Consider the following 18,438-nt stretch of genomic DNA (forward strand, 5'->3'; position numbering starts at 1 on the left):
ACGAACACCGTCATGAACCCGATGCCGGCGACGATCATCGCCCAGATCCAGGGTTCCCAGTGCGCGGCCTGGCCCTGCTGCAAGCCGAACACGATCAGGAACATGCCCGCGCCGGACAACACGACGCCCACCACATCGAACCGGTGCGACTGCGTGGGCAGCACGGGGACCAGCCAGTAGGCCAGGGCCAGGCCGCGCACTGGGAACCCTGGATCTGGGCGATGATCGTCGCCGGCATCGGGTTCATGACGGTGTTCGTGTTCTGGCAGTCGATGAACACCGACGAGCCGCTGATCCCCCTGGTGATCTTCGGCGACCGCGACTTCGGGCTGTGCAACGTCGGTGTGGCCATCATCTCGTTCGCCGCCACCGCGATGATGCTGCCGTTGACGTTCTACGCGCAGGCCGTCTGCGGGCTCTCGCCGACGCGCTCGGCCCTGCTGATCGCGCCGATGGCGATCGCCAACGGTGTGTTTGCGCCCTTCGTCGGCAGGATGGTCGACCGCTACCATCCGCGCCCGGTCCTCGGTTTCGGCTTCTCGGTGCTGGCGATCGCGCTGACCTGGCTCACGTTCGAGATGTCGCCGCAGACGCCGATCTGGCGCCTGGTGTTGCCGTTCTTCGCGACCGGCGTCGGAATGGCGTTCGTGTGGTCGCCGCTCACCGCCACCGCGACGCGCAACCTGCCGCCGAGCCTGGCCGGCGCGGGCTCGGCCGTGTACAACTCCGTCCGCCAGCTCGGCGCGGTGCTCGGCAGCGCCGGCATGGCCGCGTTCATGACCGCGCGGATCGGCGCCGAGATGCCCGCGCAGCCGTCCCCCGGCGCCGGCGGCGAGGCGCCCGCGACGCTGCAACTGCCCGAGTTCCTGCGCGACCCGTTCTCGGCCGCCATGTCGCAGTCGGTCCTGTTGCCCGCGTTTATCGCGCTGTTCGGGATAGTGGCCGCGCTGTTCCTGGTCGGCTTCGCGCCGACCGCCATGGGTGGCCGGCCCGACGCGGGCGACGCGGTCGACGACGACTATGACGACGACGAGTACGTCGAATTCATCCTGCTCCGTGAACCCGAGGCCGCCCCCGCACCGGTCTCTCGGGTCGCCCGTCCGCGCCCGGCGCCCGCCGTGCGGCCAATCGGGTTCGCCCACAACGGCTCTCATGTCGACGAGCCCAAGGTTTTCCGTCCGGTCACCGGGTTGTCGGCGCGGGCCTACCCGCCCGCCCCGCGCACTCGGGCGACACCGCCGGGACGGCAGCAAAACGGCGCGCCGCGAGGGCAGCGGCACGGCCGCGATCCCGACGACGAGCCCACCGGCTACGGCCGCCACTCGTCCGGCAACTAGGCGATCGCCGCGCCGGTCTGGGTCAGCGCCAGGAACGCACCCAAGTCGACCAGGCCCGAGGGCGTGCCGGGCAGGTATTCGGTCAGCGATTCCGAGCGCACGATGACGGCCGCGTATTGGGCGCGGCTGATGGCGACGTTGAGCCGGTTCCTATTGAGCAGGAACGAGATTCCGCGTGGCACGGTGTCCGCGGTGGAGGCCGTCATCGAGATGAACACCACGGGCGCCTGCCCGCCCTGGAACTTGTCGACGGTGCCCACCCGGATTCCGTCGAGGCCCGCCGCGGTCAACCGCCGGCGCAGCAGCGCCACCTGGGCGTTGTAGGGCGCCAGCACCAACACATCGGCGGCGGTCAGGGGCCGGGTACCGCGCTCGTCGGTCCAGGCCGCGCCGAGCAGGCGGTCGATCTCGTCGACGACGGCGCCGGCCTCCTCTGGGCTCTCGGTCGAATTACCGTGGTGCTCAACGGTGATCGTCCGCACGCCGGGCCGGTAGCCGGCGAGGCGCCGGGCGGCGGTGCACTCGTGGGAGTGCAGCCTGCCCTCGTAGGACAGCGCGGACACCGCGCCGCACACCGCGGGGTGCATGCGGTACGAGCGGTCCAGGAAATACCCGCGCTCGTCGGGCAGTGTGCGCTGGCCCTCGACCAGCCAGTCGAGCGCCGAGGTGTCGACGGGGTCGGGATGGGTGCCCTGGCTGACCTGCGGCAGCTGCTGGGGATCGCCGAGCAGCAACAGGTTGGCGGCGGCCGGCGCCACGGCGACGGTGTTGGCCAAACAGAATTGGCCGGCCTCGTCGATCACCAGCAGGTCGAGGGCGCCCGGCGGCACCCGGGTCGCGTTCGCGAAATCCCATGCAGTGCCGCCCAGTACGCAGCCGGCGTTCTCGGCGATGAACGCGGCGTAGGCGCTGCTGTCGATCTCCTGCCAGCGCGGGGCGCCGTGGTCGTTGCGCTTCTTGGCGACCCGCTGCGCGTCCAGCCCGGCGTCGATGACACAGTCCAGCACGTTCTCCACCGTGGCATGCGATTGCGCGACGACGCCGATCCGCCAGCCATGGTCGGTGGCCAGGCGCTGGATCACGCGCGCGGCGGTGTGCGTCTTGCCGGTGCCGGGCGGCCCGTGCACCGCCAGGTACGACGAATCCAGGTCCATCAGCGCGGCGGTGATGTCGGCTGCGATGTCCGGGATGTCGGCGCCGCGGGGCAGCGCGGAGCCGCTACGCGTGCGGGGCGCGCGGCGCAGCAGGATGTCGACGACCGCGCTGCGGGGTAGCCCTGGCAGGCCGGCCGCCACCGCGGCGGCCGTGGACTCGATGGACTCCCGAAGCGCGGTCGTCGGAATCGGAGGGCCGGGGGTCAACGCGAACGGGAGTTGATGAAAGGGCTTGCCGTCGTTGCCCACTCGTTCGACGATGGTGACTTCGGTGGGCAGCGCCGGATCGTCGGCGGCTATCACCGTGGCGCGCCCGGCCGCCCGCCGGTCGGGATCGTCGGACATCCCCGATGGAGCCGGCGGGTCGTAGAGGGCAAAGACGTCGGTCGGCAGCTCGCCGCGGGCCAACTCGCCGCGCAGTCGCACCCGCCGCTGCGGCTTGCGCGCGCGGGGTGGCGTGTTCCAGTCCACGTTCACCGACGCGTGTTCCGCGACGAAGACGTCGGTGTTATCCGCCCATTCCTCCACGGGGAAGTTCAATCGGTCGAAGTGGGCCCACCAGAACGGCTTGTCCTCGCGCCGGTGGTAGCCGCGCGCCGCGGCCAGCAGCGCCACCGCGGTCTGCTCGGGGGTGCGCTCACCCGCTGTGGCGTCGCCGGTGAATGTCGCGAGCGTCACCGCCAGCGCGTCGCGGTCCTCGACGGTGTTGCCGCCACGGACGGGCTGGGCGCCGATCGGCACGACGCCGGATTCGTAGGCGCGCAGCATCAACCAGTTGCGCAGTTCCTGGGTGGAGCGGCAGTCGTAGAGGTTGTAGTCCTCGATCTCCTTGAGCACCGAGGCGGCGTCGTCGCCGCGTCCGTCGGCCCGCAGTTCGCAGTACCGGGCGTAGGAGGTGATCGAGCCTGCGGCCGTGGTGACGTCACCGGCGCGCAGCTGCGCCCCCATGTAGAGCGGCTCCAGCGCCTTGAGGCTGAATGACTCCGCGCCCACTCGAATGCTCTTGCGCACCAGGGGGTAGAGGTCGACCAGCGTTCCGCTGCGCAGTAGCTCGTCAACTTGGTCCTCGCCGACGCCGTAGCGGCCGGCGAGCCGCAGCAACGCGGTCTTCTCATACGGGGCGTAGTGGTAGATGTGCATGTTGGGCCTGCGTTTGCGGCGTTTGGCCACCATCGCCAGGAAGTCGGTCAGGGCCTTGCGTTCCTCCGCCCGGTTGTGCGCCCACAACGGCCGAAACGCGCCGGCGGGCCCGGCCTCCAGGACGCCGAACAGGTATTCCAGGCCCCACTCCTTGCCGTCGACGGTCCACAGCGGGTCGCCCTCGAAGTCGAAGAACAGGTCGCCCGGATCCGGTTCGGGCAGCAGCGTCAGCGGCTGGGGGTCGACGATCTCGAACTGCGGCGTGCCGGTCTCGCGTTGGCGGACTTGGAGTCTCGCCTGGGCGGTCAGCTTGCCGACCGCGCCCGGCGCCAGCTCCGGCACGGGACCAAAGTGCTGGGCCAGCTCGGACACCGTGGTGACGCCGGCGTCGATCAGCTTGTCCCGCTGGGTCACTCGCATGCCGGCGACCAGCAGCAGGTCGTCGGTGGCACGCAACTGTTCCGTGCACAACGGGCACCGCAAACACGCGCCCACACCCTCGTCGTCCCACCGGACCGCGGCTCCCCCCGCGTGGTGCTCGTCGAGGAGCAGCTGCAATCGTGCGCGCTGCGAACGGTAAACGGGGATCAGGTCATGGACCCGGTAGCGCGCCACCGTCCCGTCGCCCAGGTGCAGTTCCGCCTCGGGCGCCACCGCGACGCCCGAGGCGGCCAGCGCGTCGGCGTAGGCGGCGAGTTGCAGCAGCGCGGTGACCTTCGCCGAGCGGGCCAGCTTGGTGTCGATGACCCGGTACTGCTCCCCTTCTCGCACCAGAAAGTCGGCGAATCCGACGAAGCGGCCGTCGAACATGGCGGCCTGATAGACCGCGGGCGCGCCGCCGGCGACTGCGCGTCGCGTCGCCTCGGCCGCCGCCGCGAGGCCCGCGGGCGTGTAGGCCGGGCGGCCGATGACCGCGACGCCATCGCCGAACTCGTCGCGCAGCCGGTCCAGTTCGCGCCGCTCGTGTTCCGTCCCGAGGGTGGCGGTCCGGGCGAGGAGGTCGTCCTCGACGGTGGCGGCCGGCGCCCAGCCGAGCCGCGCGTCGAAATCCCGCAACAACGCGTACTCGCAGCGGGCGGCGGCCGCGAGGTCCGAGGCGCTGTAGACGATGCTGTCGCCGGTGACGAACACAGCAGCAACTGTAGGTGAGGGGACCGACGAAAAGGCGGCTCCGCCTAGTGCCCCGGGGCGTTGCCGATCAGCTCCACTCCGTTGCCGTTCCAGTGGAACCGCACATCGGTGTTCAAGCCGTTGATGCCGCTGGGGTAGGTCAGCGCGACCGTGTCGCCGGTGGTCTGCGCCGGGTCGACGCCGTTGAACCCGTAGGTGTCGGGCACCCCTTGCGGGATGAATTGCCCGAGATGGAACAGGACCGCCCGGGTGGTGGGATTGACGGCGTTGGTGTTGGCCTTGATGATCACCGCCGACAGCTGGGCGCACTGGTTGTAGTTGCCGGCCAGTGGCTCCGGGTTCCAGGGTTGCTGGCTGCGCGGGTCGCGCGGCAGCTCGGAGACCACCTTGGCGATGGTGGGTGAGGCGAGGTTGACCGCGCACGGGTCGGCGGGCGGGGCGCTGCCGCCGGGCGGCGCGGCGGCGCCGGACGGCTGGGCCGGGGCCGTGATGGACGGGGTCTCGGTCGTCGTCGCGGCCTGCGGCGTCTTGGCGACCGTGGAGTCTCCCGAACCACAGCCGGTCAAGGTGATGGCGATCAACGCGACAGCGGCCGAGCCGGTCAGTGGCTCGGTACGGCGGGGTAGCGACCACACATCGGGCACCGTACCGTCATCGCGCGTTCGGGTGTGACAGGCGTGGCCGGGCCCAGCGCGGCTGTGCTCATGATCACGGGACCGCAGCGCTGAAGTCTGACGATCTGGCCACGGCCACTAGACTCCATGGACGATGACCCACCCGGACGGCTCGCCTGAGGCTGCCTCGACTACGTTTGCCGACCTGCAGATCCATCCCTCCGTCTTGCGGGCGATCGCCGACGTCGGCTACGAGTCACCCACCGGCATTCAGGCCGCGACGATCCCGGCGCTGATGGCGGGCTCGGACGTCGTCGGGCTGGCGCAGACCGGCACCGGCAAGACGGCGGCGTTCGCCATCCCGATCCTGTCCAGGATCGACGTCACCAGCACCGCGACGCAGGCACTGGTGCTGGCGCCGACGCGGGAGCTGGCGCTGCAGGTGGCCGAGGCGTTCAGCCGCTACGGGGCCCATCTGCCGAAGATCAACGTGCTGCCGATCTACGGCGGCTCGTCCTACACCGTGCAGCTCGCCGGGCTGCGGCGCGGCGCCCAGGTGGTCGTCGGCACCCCCGGCCGGGTCATCGACCACCTCGAGCGGGGGACACTGGACCTGTCGCGGGTCGACTACCTGGTGCTCGACGAGGCCGACGAGATGCTCACCATGGGCTTCGCCGAAGACGTCGAACGGATCCTCTCCGAAACCCCGGAGTACAAACAGGTCGCCCTGTTCTCCGCGACCATGCCACCGGCGATCCGCAAGCTGACCACCAAGTACCTGCACGATCCGCTCGAGGTCACCACCAAGGCCAAAACCGCTACCGCGGAGAACATTTCGCAGCGCTATATCCAGGTCGCGGGTCCGCGCAAGATGGACGCGCTGACCCGGGTGCTGGAAGTAGAGCCGTTCGAGGCGATGATCGTCTTCGTTCGCACCAAGCAGGCCACCGAGGAAGTCGCGGAAAAGCTTAGGGCCCGAGGGTTTTCCGCGGCCGCCATCAACGGCGACATCCCACAGGGCCAGCGGGAGCGGACTGTCGCCGCGCTGAAGGACGGCGGCATCGACATCCTGGTCGCCACCGACGTGGCCGCCCGCGGGCTCGACGTGGAGCGCATCTCGCACGTGCTCAACTACGACATCCCGCACGACACCGAGTCCTACGTGCATCGCATCGGCCGCACCGGCCGGGCCGGGCGGTCGGGAACCGCACTGCTCTTCGTATCGCCGCGGGAGCGCCACCTGCTCAAGGCGATCGAAAAGGCAACGCGGCAAACGCTTACCGAGTCGGAGCTGCCCACCGTCGAGGACGTCAACGCCCAGCGGGTGGCGAAGTTCGCCGACTCCATCACCGACGCGCTGGGCCGTCCTGGCATCGACCTCTTCCGCAAGCTGGTCGAGGACTACGAACGCGAGCACGACGTCCCGCTGGCCGACATAGCGGCGGCGCTGGCGCTGCAGGCCCGCGACGGCGAGGAGTTCCTGATGGCGCCCGAGCCGCCACGCGAGCGGCGCGAGCGGCACACCGAACGCCGCGAGCGTCCCGAAAGGCCCAGGCAGGACCGGTCGTTCGCCACCTATCGGATCGCGGTGGGCAAGCGGCACAAGATCGGCCCTGGCGCGATCGTCGGCGCCATCGCCAACGAAGGCGGCCTGCATCGCAGCGATTTCGGCCACATCGCCATCGGCCCGGACTTCTCCTTGGTGGAGCTGCCGGCCAAGCTGCCCAAGTCGACGCTGAAAAAACTTGAGCACACCCGCATTTCGGGGGTGCTGATCAACCTTCAACCGGACCGGTCGGCGACCAAGCCCCGCGGCCGTGACGGACAGAAGCCCCGCAGGAAATACCCGGGATGACCCTGTCGGAAGAACAGGACGCCCAGGGCGGACTCGAACAGACCGCCCACGTCGACCGGGTGGCGTCGCTGACCGGAATCCGGGCCGTGGCGGCCCTGCTCGTCGTCGGCACCCACGCGGCCTACACCACCGGCAAGTACACCCACGGTTATTGGGGCCTGGTCGGCTCCCGGCTGGAGATCGGTGTGCCGATCTTCTTCGTGCTGTCCGGGTTTCTGCTGTTCCGCCCGTGGTTGAAATCCGCCGCCACCGGCGGGCCGCCCCCGTCGCTGAGTCGCTATGCGTGGCACCGGGTCCGGCGCATCATGCCCGCCTACGTCGTCACCGTGCTGTTCGCCTACGTGCTGTATCACTTCCGCGAGGCGGGACCCAACCCCGGGCACACGTGGCTCGGGCTGGCGCGCAACCTGACGCTGACGCAGATCTACTGCAACGGCTACCTGGGCAAGTACCTGCACCAGGGGCTGACCCAGATGTGGAGCCTCGCGGTGGAAGCGTCCTTCTATGTGCTGCTCCCGCTGCTGGCCTACGTGCTGTTGGTGCTCGTCTGCCGCCGGCGCTGGCAGCCGAGACTGCTGCTGGCGGCGCTGATCGGGCTGACGTTGATCAGCCCCGCCTGGCTCGTGCTCGTGCACACCGATCACTGGTTTCCCGACGGCGCGCGGCTGTGGTTGCCGACCTATCTGGCCTGGTTTCTCGCCGGAATGCTGTTGGCCGTTCTGCAGGCGATGGGGGTGCGGGGGTACGCGTTTGTGGCCATCCCGCTGGCCGTCGTCTGCTATTTCATCGTCTCCACTCCCATCGCCGGCGCGCCCACCACGTCGCCGGCCACCCTGAGCGAGGCCCTGTTCAAGACCTGTTTCTACGCCGTGATCGCCGCCCTCGCGGTGGCGCCGCTGGCCCTGGGGGATCGGGGTTGGTACTGGCGCCTGCTGGCGACGCGGCCGATGGTGTGGCTGGGGGAGATCTCCTACGAGATCTTCCTGATCCACCTGATCACCATGGAATTCGCGATGGTCTACATCGTTCGCGCCCACGTCTACACCGGCTCGATGCTGAACCTGTTCCTCGCGACGATGGTGGTGACGATTCCGTTGGCCTGGCTGCTGCATCGGTTCACCCGCGTGCGGACCTGAGCCGACGCGGCGCGGCCATGCCGGCTTGTCGCTATGAGGCGGGCAGTTCGGGCATTCCTTCCGGCCGGGGACCGGAGCGGCGGGCGTGACGATTTTGGGGTGCGCCTATCCCCGGGCGGAGACCGGCGTGACGATCGGGACGAGGAACTCCTCGATCATCGCCTTCTCGTCGGCGTCGTCTCGACCCGGGAACTGCAGCAGCGACGCGATCACCCGCACCACCCAGCGCGCCCGGCGCTCCACGATGGCGGGGTCCACGGGCCCGAGCGAGCCGACGAACGCGGCGGCCAGCGCGGTGATCACCTCGGACTGCGCGGCGACCTCGGCGCCGATCGGTGGCCGGCTGACGGCGAACCACGACGCCAGCGCGCGGCTGCCGCGAACCATCCGCAGCGTGGCGGTGATGCTCGCGACCAGCCGCTCCCGGGGGTCCTCGATGCCGCCGATCTGCTCCTTGATCTCGCGGCTCAGCCGGCGTGTCTCGCGGTGCACGTATGCGGTGCGCAGCGCCTCCCGGTTCTCGAAGTACCGGTACAGCGTGGCACGGGAACACCCTGCGGCCCTGGCGATCTCGTTCATGCCGATCGAAGCCTGGTCGCGTTCGGTGTAGAGCCGCTCCGCCGCGTCGAGGATCCGGTCCGCGGCGGCCTCGCTGCGGTGCGCGCCCAGCCAGTCGTTCGGCATCAGGACTTCACCCGAATCGGCACGGACAGCGGACGCCGCACGTAACTGCCGCCCGACCAGACGATCGCGGACTCGTCCACCTCGAAATCCGGGCAGCGGGTGAGCAATTCGGTGAGGGCTACCCGTGATTGCATCCGGGCCGCCGCCGCGCCCAGGCAGTGGTGCGCGCCGTGGCTGAAGGTCAGGATGTTGCGCGGGCGGCGGGTCACGTCGAGCTCGCCCGCGTCCGGACCGTATTGACGCTCGTCCCGGTTGGCCGACCCATACAACAGCAACACCTTGCGGCCGGCGGGGATGGTGGTGTCGCCGATCGTCACGTCGTGGGTGGTCGTGCGGGCCAGCCCCTGCACCGGCGAGGTCAGCCGCAGCAGCTCTTCCACCGCGTCGGGGATCAGGCCCAGATCCTCGACGAGAAGCCGTCGCTGGTCGGGCCGCTGATGCAGCAAAGGCATTGAGCCGCCCAGCATTCCGGTGGTGGTGTCGTTGCCCCCGGTCACCATGGTGAACGTGAACGCCAGCACCGACAGCGTGCCGGCGATGTCGCCGTCGGCGCCCACCCCGGCCGCCACCAGGTGCGAGATGGTGTCGTCCCCGGGCTCGCTGCGACGGCGCTCGATCAGGTGAGTGAAGTAGGCCATCATCGACCCGACCGCGTCGCCGACCGTATCCAGCGCCCCGGCCACGCCGCCTTCGGCGGTGTTGGCCGCGACGATCACGTCCGTCCACCAGTCGAATTGCGCCCGATCCGCTTCGGGCACACCGAGGTAGTGGGCGACCACCATCGAGGGCAGCGGCTTGAACAGCTCGGTGACGATGTCGCCACCCCCGGCGGCGCGCAACCCCTCGATGCGCTCCACCACGAACTCGCGGACCTTCGGTTCAACGGCCTCGACCTGTCGCGGCGTAAACCCACGCGACACCAGCTTGCGAAACTCCGTGTGCACCGGCGGATCCTGCATCACGAACGGCGGATTGTCCTGCAGCCCGATCATTTCCAGATCGCCGTAGTTGACCGTCAACCCTTGCGCGGAGGAGAAGGTCTCGTGATCACGCGCGGCGGCCCACACATCCGCGTGCCGGGACAGCACGTAATAGTCGTGCTCGGGCCGTTTGGCCGGGACGACATGGTGCACCGGATCGTGGTCGCGCAGCGCCCGGTACATCGGCCAGGGCTCCGGCCAGGTGTCCGCGGTGGCCAGCTCGAACGTGACCGGCGCGTGGTGAGACATAACCGCAGCCATGTCTCATTCGTACGACAATTGCACGGCGATGTCAACCACCCCCGGCCAGCGGGGCGTTGGACGCCGAGCGCCCCGCGCGCCGGGCGATGAGCGGAGAAACTAGATGCCCGCGCCGGGGTTGAGGATGCCCTGCGGGTCCAGCGCCTGCTTGATGCGCCGGTTGAGCTCCATCACCTCGGGCCCGAGGTAGCCGGCCAGCCACGGCCGCTTCAACCGGCCGACGCCGTGCTCGCCGGTGATCGTGCCGCCGAGCCCGACGGCGAGGTCCATGATCTCGCCGAAGGCCAGGTGGGCCCGCTCGGTCATCGCGGCATCCGCGGGGTCGTACACGATCAGCGGGTGGGTGTTGCCGTCGCCGGCGTGGGCGATGACCGAGATCGTCAGGTCGCGCTCGGCCGCGATGTCCGCGATGCCGGTGACCAACCGGCCCAACGCCGGCAGGGGCACCCCGACATCCTCGAGCAGTAGCGACCCCTTCGCTTCCACCGCGGGAATGCAGAACCGGCGGGCGGCGACGAACGCCTCGCCCTCGTCGGGATCGTCGGTCGAAAACACCTCCGCCGCACCGCATTCCGCGAACACCGCGGCCATCACCGATGCGTCCTCGCTGCCCGCGCGCCCCCGCTCGTCGGAGCCGGCCACCAGCATGGCGGTCGCGCCGCGATCCAGGTCCATGCGCAGGGTGTCCTCGACGGCGTTGATCGCCACCGAATCCATGAACTCCAGCATCGAGGGGCGCAGCCGCGCGGTGACGCCCAGAACCGCCTCGACGGCCGCCTCGACCGTCGCGAAAGAGGCCACCACGATGCTGGACGCGTTCTGCTTGGGCACCAACCGCAGCGTGACCTCGGTGACGACGCCCAGGGTGCCCTCGCTGCCGACGAAGAGTTTCGTCAGCGAGAGCCCCGCGACGTCCTTGAGTCGCGGGCCACCGAGCCGCACCGCCGTGCCGTCGGCCAGCACCACCTGCATGCCCAGCACATAGTCGGTGGTGACGCCGTACTTGACGCAACACAGCCCACCGGCGTTGGTGGCGATGTTGCCGCCGATGCTGCAGATCTCGAACGACGACGGATCGGGCGGGTACCACAGGCCGTGCTCGGCGGCGGCCTTCTTGACCTCGGCGTTGAACAGGCCGGGCTGACATACCGCGGTGCGGGTCACCGGGTCGACGGTGATGTCGCGCATCTTCTCCGTCGACAGCACGATGCCGTTGTCCAGCGCCGTCGCCCCGCCGGACAGGCCGCTGCCGGCCCCGCGGGTCACCACCGGGATCCCGTGCCCGCACGCCCAGCGCAACACGGTCTGCACGTCCTCGGTGCGGCGCGGGCGAACCACGGCCAACGGTTTGCCGGCCGACGGGTCGAACGCGCGGTCCTGCCGGTAGCCCTCGGTGACGGTCGGGTCGGTGACGACCATGCCGTCGGGCAGGCCGGCGATCAGCTCGGCCAGGAGGTCAGCACTCACGACCCGATCCTACGGTCCCATCCGCGCTGTACAGTGGAGCGATTCTTGTGAAAGGTCGGGTCCAAGTGTTCGGACGCAGAGATCTCAGCAAAGTCGGCACCCGCGCGTTCGCGGACGTCCTGGCCGCCGAGCAGTCGGCGATCTCGGTCACGGTCGGCAACCCGAACCTGGTCAACAACACCGAGGTTCGCTGGAAGCTGCTGCTGCGGGTCACGCCCGAGGGCGAAGCGCCGTTCGACGCCAGCGTCACCGCACTGCTACCCCAGCTGAGCCCGCCGCGGCCGGGCCTGAGGCTGACGGTGCTGTACGACCCGAAGGACCACAGCCGCGTGCAGCTCGACCACCGGCCGGCCGCCACCGCCGACGCGGCCATCGACGCCGTGACCGCCACCCGCCCCGACCTGGCGGGCGCCCAGGTGATGGGAATGCCGATGACCGATGTCATCCGGCGCGCCATCTCGGATCCGACCGCCTTCCGGGAGGAGATGATGCGCCGCGGAGCCGAGATGCAGCAGCAGGCGTTCGGCGCGGCGATGCCGGCGCCCGCGGCGCAAGCCCGGCAAGACCCGATCGAGCGGCTCGAGCGGCTGGCCGCGCTGAAGGAGCGCGGCCTGCTCACCGACGAGGAATTCGAGCAGCAGAAGCGCAAGATCCTCGGCGAGTGAATCACGGCGGCGACGGCGGACTCGCCTCCAACTCCGGCGCGCGGTCCAGGTCCCGCAGCGACGGCAGCCTCGAGGCCACCAGCCCGATCGCCAGGATCGGTACCGCCAGCGCCAGGAACGTGACCTGCAGCCCGGCGGCGTCGGTGAGCGGGCCGGCCACCAGCAGGCCCAACGGCCCGGCCGCGTAGGTCAGCCCCGCCATCACCCCGACCACGCGGCCGCGCAGGTGATGCGGTGCCCGGGTCTGCATGACGTAGTTGTAGATGGGCTGGATCGGCCCGTACACCAGGCCGGTCACCCCGCAGAGCACCAGGATCACCGGCAGCGGCGGCAGGAAGGCGATGCCGATCGTCGCGGCGCCGAAGGTGAGGGTCGCCGTCAGCACCGCCGTACGCCGGCGGGTGTATCTCGACAGCGCCGCGTAGCCGAGCGCGCCCGCCACGCCGCCGATCGCGAGCGCCATCAACGCCCAACCCAGCTGCACGGGCTGGTGCCGGTCGGCGAAATACTTTGGGAACAGCACGCTTTCCATCGGCAGGTAGAGCGCGGTCACGGCCAGGTCGATCAGACCGAGCGTCCGCAGCACCCGCAGCCTCCACACGAACCGCAGACCCTCAGCGATCCCGGACACCAGGCCGTCCGGGCGGGTCGCGTGGTGCGGCTTTCCGGCGCCCTCGAGCCGCAGCGCGCCAATCGCCAAGAGCGACAACCCGAAACACCCCGCCGTGAACCACATGGTGTTGATGCCGCCAACCGTCGCGATCATCAGGCCGCCGATCCCCGGCCCCACCATGAACCCGAGATTGAGCACGGCCTCGTAGATGCTGTTGGTGCGGTCCAATGACCAGCCCGCCCGGGCGGCCGCCTCCGGCAGCATCGACTGGCGTGCCGTCGTCCCGGCCGGGTCGAAGGCCGCCGCGCAGAACCCCAGCACCGCCAGTTCCGCGACGTTGATCGCGTCGGCCCCCAGCAGCAAGGCGGTCAGCGGAACGGCGGCCACCGCCGCGCAGGACAGCGAGTCGGAGACCAGCGACACGCGGCGGCGGCCCACCAGGTCGACGGCGGTGCCGGCGACCAGCGTGGAAAGCACCAGCGGCAGGGTCATCGCGGCGGCCACGACGGACGCGTCCCTGGCGCGGTCGTGGTGCTGCAACGCCAGCCAGGGGAACGCGATGATCGAGATGCCGGTGCCCGTCGTCGCCAGCAGCGTGGCGGACATGATCAGAAGTGCCGGGCCGCGGCTCGTGTGGCTCATGGGTATCCCGGGGAGAATGTAGCCGCTGATCCGCGGCCCGACCACCGAATATCCGGGGGGTTCGGCGGTCGCGCACCGGCTGACTGCAGGATGTTGATGTGCTCGTCCACCCACGTACCGGCCAGGCGTTCGATTCTCCAGTGGTTCCCGGCACCGGTTGGCCGGGGGACCCGGCGACCCCGCAGACCCCGGTGGCCGCCGACCCCACGCAGGTCGCCGCGCTGGCTCCCCGGGCCCCGTCGATCCCCGAACTCGACGCCTTGATCAGCGTCTGCCGCGCGTGCCCCCGGCTGGTCGACTGGCGCGAGGACGTCGCCGCCCTGAAGCGCCGCGCCTTCGCCGACCAGCCGTATTGGGGCCGGCCCGTGCCGGGCTGGGGCTCGGAACGGCCCCGGCTGCTGATCGTCGGGTTGGCGCCCGCGGCGCACGGCGCCAACCGGACCGGGCGCATGTTCACCGGCGACCGGTCCGGCGATCAGCTGTACGCGGCGCTACACCGGGCCGGGCTGGTGAACCAGCCGACCAGCGTGGATGCCGCGGATGGGTTGCGGGCCAACGGGGTTCGGATCGCTGCGCCGGTGCGGTGCGCTCCGCCGGCCAACGCCCCGACGCCCGCGGAACGGGACACCTGCTGGCCCTGGCTGGAAGCCGAATGGCGGCTGGTGTCCGAGCACGTGCGCGTGATCGTGGCTCTGGGCGGGTTCGCGTGGCAAATCGCGCTGCGGTTGCCGGGCGCGTCCGCGATGCGCAAGCCGCGGTTCGGCCACGGGGTCGTGGCGCAATTCGCGCCCGGTGTGCGGTTACTCGGCTGTTACCACCCGAGCCAGCAAAACATGTTTACCGGTAGGTTGACACCAGCGATGCTCGACGACGTTTTCCGGGATGCGAAAAGGCTGGCAGGGATTAAGTGACTGACGTTCTGATTTCCGGCGCCAGCGTGGCCGGTGCGACGGCGGCTTATTGGCTTGGACGGCACGGCTATTCGGTCACCGTGGTGGAGCGCCACCCCGGCCCGCGACCGGGCGGCCAGGCGATCGACGTGCGCGGGCCGGCGCTGGGAGTGCTGGAACGCATGGGGCTGCTGGCCGCCGCTCAGAAGCGGAGGACGCAAATTCGCGGCGCTTCCGTCGTCGACAGCGACGGCAACGAGCTGTCGCGCGACACCGAGGCGACACCCACCGGCGGCCCCATCGACAGCCCCGACATCGAGCTGCTGCGCGACGACCTGGTCGAATTGCTTTACGGCGCAAGCCAATGGACGTCCGAGTACATTTTCGACGACACCATCACCGGCTTGGACGACGACGGCGCGGCCGTCAACGTGACCTTCGAACGTGCCCCCGCGCGCAGCTTCGACCTGGTCGTCGGGGCGGACGGACTGCACTCCAACGTGCGCCGGTTGGTGTTCGGCCCCGAGGAACAGTTCATCGAGCGCCTGGGCACCCACGCGGCGATCTTCACCGTCCCCAACTTCCTGGAACTCGACTACTGGCAGACCTGGCACTACGGGGACTCCACCATGGCGGGGGTCTACAGCGCCCGCAACAACGCCGAGGCCCGGGCCATGCTCGGTTTCATGGAAACCGATCTGCGGATCGACTACCGGGACACCGAGGCGCAGTTCGCCGAGCTGGAACGGCGGATGGCCGGCGACGGCTGGGTGCGTCCCCAGTTGCTCGAGTACATGCGCAGCGCACCGGACTTCTACTTCGACGAGATGTCGCAGATCAAGATGGACCGCTGGTCGAAGGGCAGGGTCGCGCTGGTCGGCGACGCCGGATATTGCTGCTCGCCGCTCTCGGGCCAGGGCACCAGCGTCGCGTTGCTGGGCGCCTACATCCTGGCCGGCGAGCTCGCCGCCGCGGGTGATGACTACGAACTCGGCTTCGCCAACTACCACAAGGAGTTCAACGACTACGTCAAGCGCAACCAATGGCTGGTCGTCGACAACATCCCGGGCGGGGCGCCCATTCCGCAGGAGGTCTTCGACCGCATCGTCAGCTCGATCACCCTCAAGGACTACTGACAGTCCTTCGGCCGAGCAGACGCAAAGTCGCCCGCCACGCCGGGCGGGCGTGCGATTTTGTGTCTGCTCGCGAGGAGGCCGGGAACGTTCGTGGGCCGGAAGGCGTTGACGCGAACGTGCGTCTTTCCGTCCTCGACCTGGTCCCGGTGCGCACCGACCAGACGACCCGTGATGCGCTGGCGGCCACCGTGCAGCTGGCCCAGGCCGCGGATCGGCTGGGTTTCACGCGCTATTGGGTCGCCGAGCACCACAACATGCCGTCCGTGGGCGCCACCAGCCCGCCGGTCCTGATCGCCTACCTGGCCGCGCAAACCACGCAGCTGCGCCTCGGGTCCGGCGGCGTGATGCTGCCCAATCACGCGCCCCTGGCGGTGGCCGAGCAGTTCGCGCTGCTGGAAGCCGCCGCCCCCGGCCGCATCGACCTCGGCATCGGCCGAGCGCCCGGATCCGATCCGGTGACCTCCTACGCGCTGCGTGGTAGCCGCGGCGACGAGGACATCGAAAACTTCCCGGAATACCTCGACGACGTGGCGGCGCTGATGAGCGCGCGCGGCGTCGTGGTGCCGCTGCGCTCGGGGGACTACCGGCTCAAGGCCACCCCGGCCGCGGCCGGCGAACCACGCCTGTGGCTGCTGGGGTCGTCGATGTACTCGGCGCACCTGGCCGCCGCCAAGGGGCTGCCGTACGTGTTCGCACACCACTTCTCCGGCCAGGGAACCGAGGAGGCGCTCGAGGTGTACCGCTCGAGGTTCAGGCCGAGCAAGCTCACGCCCGAGCCGGTGACGTTCCTGACGGTGAACGCCGCCGTGGCCGAAACCCACGACGAGGCAACGGCATTGATGCTGCCCAACCTGCAGATGATGGCAAAGCTGCGCACCGGGCAGCCCCTGGGCCCGGTGCCGCTCGTCGAGGAGGCCGAAGGCGCCGAGCTGACGCCGCAACAGCGGCTCATCGTGGACAGTGGGCTGCGCCGGGCGGTCCTCGGTACGCCGGCCGAGGCCGCCGAACAGCTGCGGGCGCTGGCGCAACGGTTCGACGTCGACGAGGTGATGGTCCACCCGGTCGCATCGGCCCACCGAGGCACCGACCCGGCTACCGCGCCGGCGCGGGTCGCGACGCTGGAATTGCTGGCCAAGGAGTTGTTCTAGCTCCTCAGTCCGTCACGCCCGACCGCTCGGAGTCGACCGGTCCCGCGATGGCGCTCCTGTTGGTGATCCAGCGCCGCAGTTCGTCCGGCGGCAACGGCGGGCTGTGCACGAAGCCCTGGGTGATGGTGCAGCCGCAACCGCGCAGCGCGCTCAGGGTCAGCTCGTCCTCCACCCCCTCGGCGACGAGGTCGGCGCCCAGATTCTGCGCCAGGTCCACGGTGGACTGGACGATGGCCACCGACCGGGGGTCCTGGGCCAGGCGCGCGACGAATCGCCGGTCGAGCTTCAACTCGTCGACCGTCACATCCTGCAGGCGGGCCAGCGACGACCACCCGGTGCCGTAATCGTCCAGCGAGATCCGAACGCCCAGCAGCCGCAGGGCGGCGACGGTGTCGCGGGACCGCTCGGAGTCGACGAGTGCGCTCTCGGTGATCTCGACGATCAGCGCCTCGGGAGGCAAGCCGTGGTTCCGCAGCAGCCGCTCGATGGTGACCGCGAGGTCGAGGTCGAGCAGGTTCGCCGTCGACAGGTTCACCGCGACTGTCAGCGGGATGCCCTGCTCGCGCCAGGACCGAATCTGCTCGAGCGTCAGGTTGATCGTGCGATGGGCCACCGCGCGCATCAAACCGGCGCGCTCCGCGGCGGGCAGGAACGCCTCCGGCAGCAGCAGCCCGCGGGTGGGATGCTGCCAGCGCAGCAGCGCCTCCACACTGTGGACGCTGTCGTTCGCGTTGACCTTGGGCTGATAGTGCAGCGTGAACTGGTCGCCGTCGTTCAGCGCGGCGCGCAGCTCCCGCACCAGGTTGGGATCGTGGTCGCGATCGGCCTCGTAGGCCGACTCGTACACCGCGATCCTGCTGACGGCCGACTTGGCGTGCGGGACCGCCGCCTCGGCGCGATTCAACAGCTCCTGGGGGTGGTCGCAGTGGTCGGGGTAGAGGGCGATGGCGATGCAGGCGTCGATCTCCACGCTGATCGCATCGAGTTCGAACGGGATGCTCATGCCTTCGAGCAACCGGCCCGCCTGGGCGCGCGCCGCGACCAGGTCGGATCCGTCGCCGAGGAGGATGGCGAATTCCTCGTCACTCACGCGCGCCAGCAGATCGTCGCGACGCACGTTGCGCGCGAGGCGGTTTGCGACGCGCCACAGCAGCTCATCGCCGAAGTGCCTGCCGACCGAGTCGTTGATCTCCCGCAGCTTGTGCAGGTGCAGCAACAGCAGCGCACGCCGCGATGACGCCCGCCCCGACGACGCCGAAGCCGACAGCGCGGTCAGGGCCGTCGCCAGGGACCGCCGATTGGGCAGCGTGGTCAATTCGTCGGTCATGGCTTGCTTGTGGCTCTCGGCCAGCATGCTGACGTCCCGGAAGCTCACCGAGAACCGCGCGGCGACCGCGACGAGGCTCAGCGCCGCGAGCGTCGAAGCGAGCCGTGAGTTGTGCCCCAGGATGGCGACGCCGAGCGCCACGACGGTGCACGTCACCGGCACCGCGTAGGAGCCGAGTCCGCGCCGCGCGGCCGGTATCGCCGACGACGACCGGGCCCAACTGGCCATCGCCACCAGCAGCGACGACGCCGGCCAGAG

Annotated in this window: 13 protein-coding genes and 2 pseudogenes; 7 read left to right on the forward strand and 8 right to left on the reverse strand. The window is 70.0% G+C overall.

Annotated elements, in window-relative coordinates; translation table 11 throughout:
• Window positions 1-200: pseudogene (locus A5701_RS28775) on the reverse strand (MFS transporter); the annotation flags it as partial.
• Between A5701_RS28775 and A5701_RS06515 the strand changes: the two are divergent.
• Window positions 183-1,337: pseudogene (locus A5701_RS06515) on the forward strand (MFS transporter); the annotation flags it as partial. The pseudogenes A5701_RS28775 and A5701_RS06515 sit on opposite strands and share 18 nt — an antisense overlap.
• On the opposite strand, the gene A5701_RS06520 reads toward A5701_RS06515, so the two are convergent.
• Both A5701_RS06520 and A5701_RS06525 read right to left on the reverse strand, forming a co-directional pair.
• Window positions 1,334-4,762: a TM0106 family RecB-like putative nuclease gene (locus A5701_RS06520; protein WP_067749985.1), complete on the reverse strand. Its 3,429-nt coding sequence runs from the start codon at window positions 4,760-4,762 to the stop codon at window positions 1,334-1,336. The pseudogene A5701_RS06515 and the gene A5701_RS06520 overlap by 4 nt on opposite strands.
• 44 nt (window positions 4,763-4,806) lie before the next feature.
• Window positions 4,807-5,406, reverse strand: a complete 600-nt coding sequence (locus tag A5701_RS06525) for an LppP/LprE family lipoprotein (RefSeq protein WP_067749988.1) — start codon at window positions 5,404-5,406, stop codon at window positions 4,807-4,809.
• Between the two features lie 124 nt (window positions 5,407-5,530).
• Between A5701_RS06525 and A5701_RS06530 the strand changes: the two genes are divergently transcribed.
• Together A5701_RS06530 and A5701_RS06535 are read left to right on the forward strand one after the other, a co-directional pair.
• On the forward strand, window positions 5,531-7,231 hold the full coding sequence (locus A5701_RS06530) for a DEAD/DEAH box helicase (protein WP_067749990.1): 1,701 nt from the start codon (window positions 5,531-5,533) through the stop codon (window positions 7,229-7,231).
• Window positions 7,228-8,367: an acyltransferase gene (locus tag A5701_RS06535; protein WP_067749992.1), complete on the forward strand. Its 1,140-nt coding sequence runs from the start codon at window positions 7,228-7,230 to the stop codon at window positions 8,365-8,367. Before A5701_RS06530 ends, A5701_RS06535 begins: the two co-directional genes overlap by 4 nt.
• Before the next feature lie 105 nt (window positions 8,368-8,472).
• Here A5701_RS06535 and A5701_RS06540 read toward each other — a convergent pair whose 3' ends face one another.
• The 3 genes from A5701_RS06540 to A5701_RS06550 form a co-directional block, all read right to left on the reverse strand.
• A complete protein-coding gene (locus tag A5701_RS06540; RefSeq protein WP_067749993.1) occupies window positions 8,473-9,051 on the reverse strand; it encodes a TetR/AcrR family transcriptional regulator in 579 nt (192 codons plus the stop codon).
• Window positions 9,051-10,292, reverse strand: coding sequence for a cytochrome P450 (locus A5701_RS06545; protein WP_197504928.1), 1,242 nt, complete (start codon window positions 10,290-10,292; stop codon window positions 9,051-9,053). Before A5701_RS06545 ends, A5701_RS06540 begins: the two co-directional genes overlap by 1 nt.
• A 99-nt stretch (window positions 10,293-10,391) precedes the next feature.
• Window positions 10,392-11,759 carry an FAD-binding oxidoreductase gene (locus A5701_RS06550; RefSeq protein ID WP_067749997.1) on the reverse strand — a complete coding sequence of 456 codons (1,368 nt, stop codon included), beginning with the start codon at window positions 11,757-11,759 and terminating at the stop codon, window positions 10,392-10,394.
• A 65-nt stretch (window positions 11,760-11,824) separates the two neighbouring features.
• On the opposite strand from A5701_RS06550, the gene A5701_RS28500 reads away from it, so the two are divergent.
• Complete coding sequence (locus A5701_RS28500) at window positions 11,825-12,424, forward strand: SHOCT domain-containing protein (protein WP_067749999.1); 600 nt, start codon at window positions 11,825-11,827, stop codon at window positions 12,422-12,424.
• 1 nt (window position 12,425) lies between these two features.
• On the opposite strand, the gene A5701_RS06560 is transcribed toward A5701_RS28500, so the two are convergent.
• A complete protein-coding gene (locus tag A5701_RS06560; protein WP_067750000.1) occupies window positions 12,426-13,679 on the reverse strand; it encodes an MFS transporter in 1,254 nt (417 codons plus the stop codon).
• An 83-nt stretch (window positions 13,680-13,762) separates the two neighbouring features.
• Between A5701_RS06560 and A5701_RS06565 the strand changes: the two genes are divergently transcribed.
• The 3 genes from A5701_RS06565 (at window position 13,763) to A5701_RS06575 (ending at window position 16,853) form a co-directional block, all read left to right on the forward strand.
• Window positions 13,763-14,590 (forward strand): uracil-DNA glycosylase, encoded by an 828-nt coding sequence (locus A5701_RS06565; protein WP_067750002.1) that lies wholly within the window; start codon window positions 13,763-13,765, stop codon window positions 14,588-14,590.
• On the forward strand, window positions 14,587-15,705 hold the full coding sequence (locus A5701_RS06570; RefSeq protein WP_067750003.1) for an FAD-binding protein: 1,119 nt from the start codon (window positions 14,587-14,589) through the stop codon (window positions 15,703-15,705). The genes A5701_RS06565 and A5701_RS06570 overlap by 4 nt, the downstream gene beginning before the upstream one ends.
• 116 nt (window positions 15,706-15,821) lie before the next feature.
• Window positions 15,822-16,853, forward strand: a complete 1,032-nt coding sequence (locus tag A5701_RS06575) for an LLM class flavin-dependent oxidoreductase (RefSeq protein WP_067750004.1) — start codon at window positions 15,822-15,824, stop codon at window positions 16,851-16,853.
• 4 nt (window positions 16,854-16,857) lie between these two features.
• Here A5701_RS06575 and A5701_RS06580 read toward each other — a convergent pair.
• Window positions 16,858-18,438: bifunctional diguanylate cyclase/phosphodiesterase (locus A5701_RS06580; RefSeq protein ID WP_156669956.1), on the reverse strand; the 1,581-nt coding region annotated here is incomplete at its 5' end.

It is taken from the genome of Mycobacterium sp. E3305 (genome assembly GCF_001666785.1).
GTDB lineage: Bacteria > Actinomycetota > Actinomycetes > Mycobacteriales > Mycobacteriaceae > Mycobacterium.

What these genes read in the sequence shown, in the direction of transcription:
- A5701_RS06530 (WP_067749990.1), top strand. Translation starts at nt 5,531, where the DNA reads ATGACCCACCCGGACGGCTCGCCTGAGGCTGCCTCGACTACGTTTGCC.
- A5701_RS06560 (WP_067750000.1), bottom strand. Translation starts at nt 13,679, where the DNA reads ATGAGCCACACGAGCCGCGGCCCGGCACTTCTGATCATGTCCGCCACG.
- A5701_RS06540 (WP_067749993.1), bottom strand. Translation starts at nt 9,051, where the DNA reads ATGCCGAACGACTGGCTGGGCGCGCACCGCAGCGAGGCCGCCGCGGAC.
- A5701_RS06545 (WP_197504928.1), bottom strand. Translation starts at nt 10,292, where the DNA reads ATGGCTGCGGTTATGTCTCACCACGCGCCGGTCACGTTCGAGCTGGCC.
- A5701_RS06535 (WP_067749992.1), top strand. Translation starts at nt 7,228, where the DNA reads ATGACCCTGTCGGAAGAACAGGACGCCCAGGGCGGACTCGAACAGACC.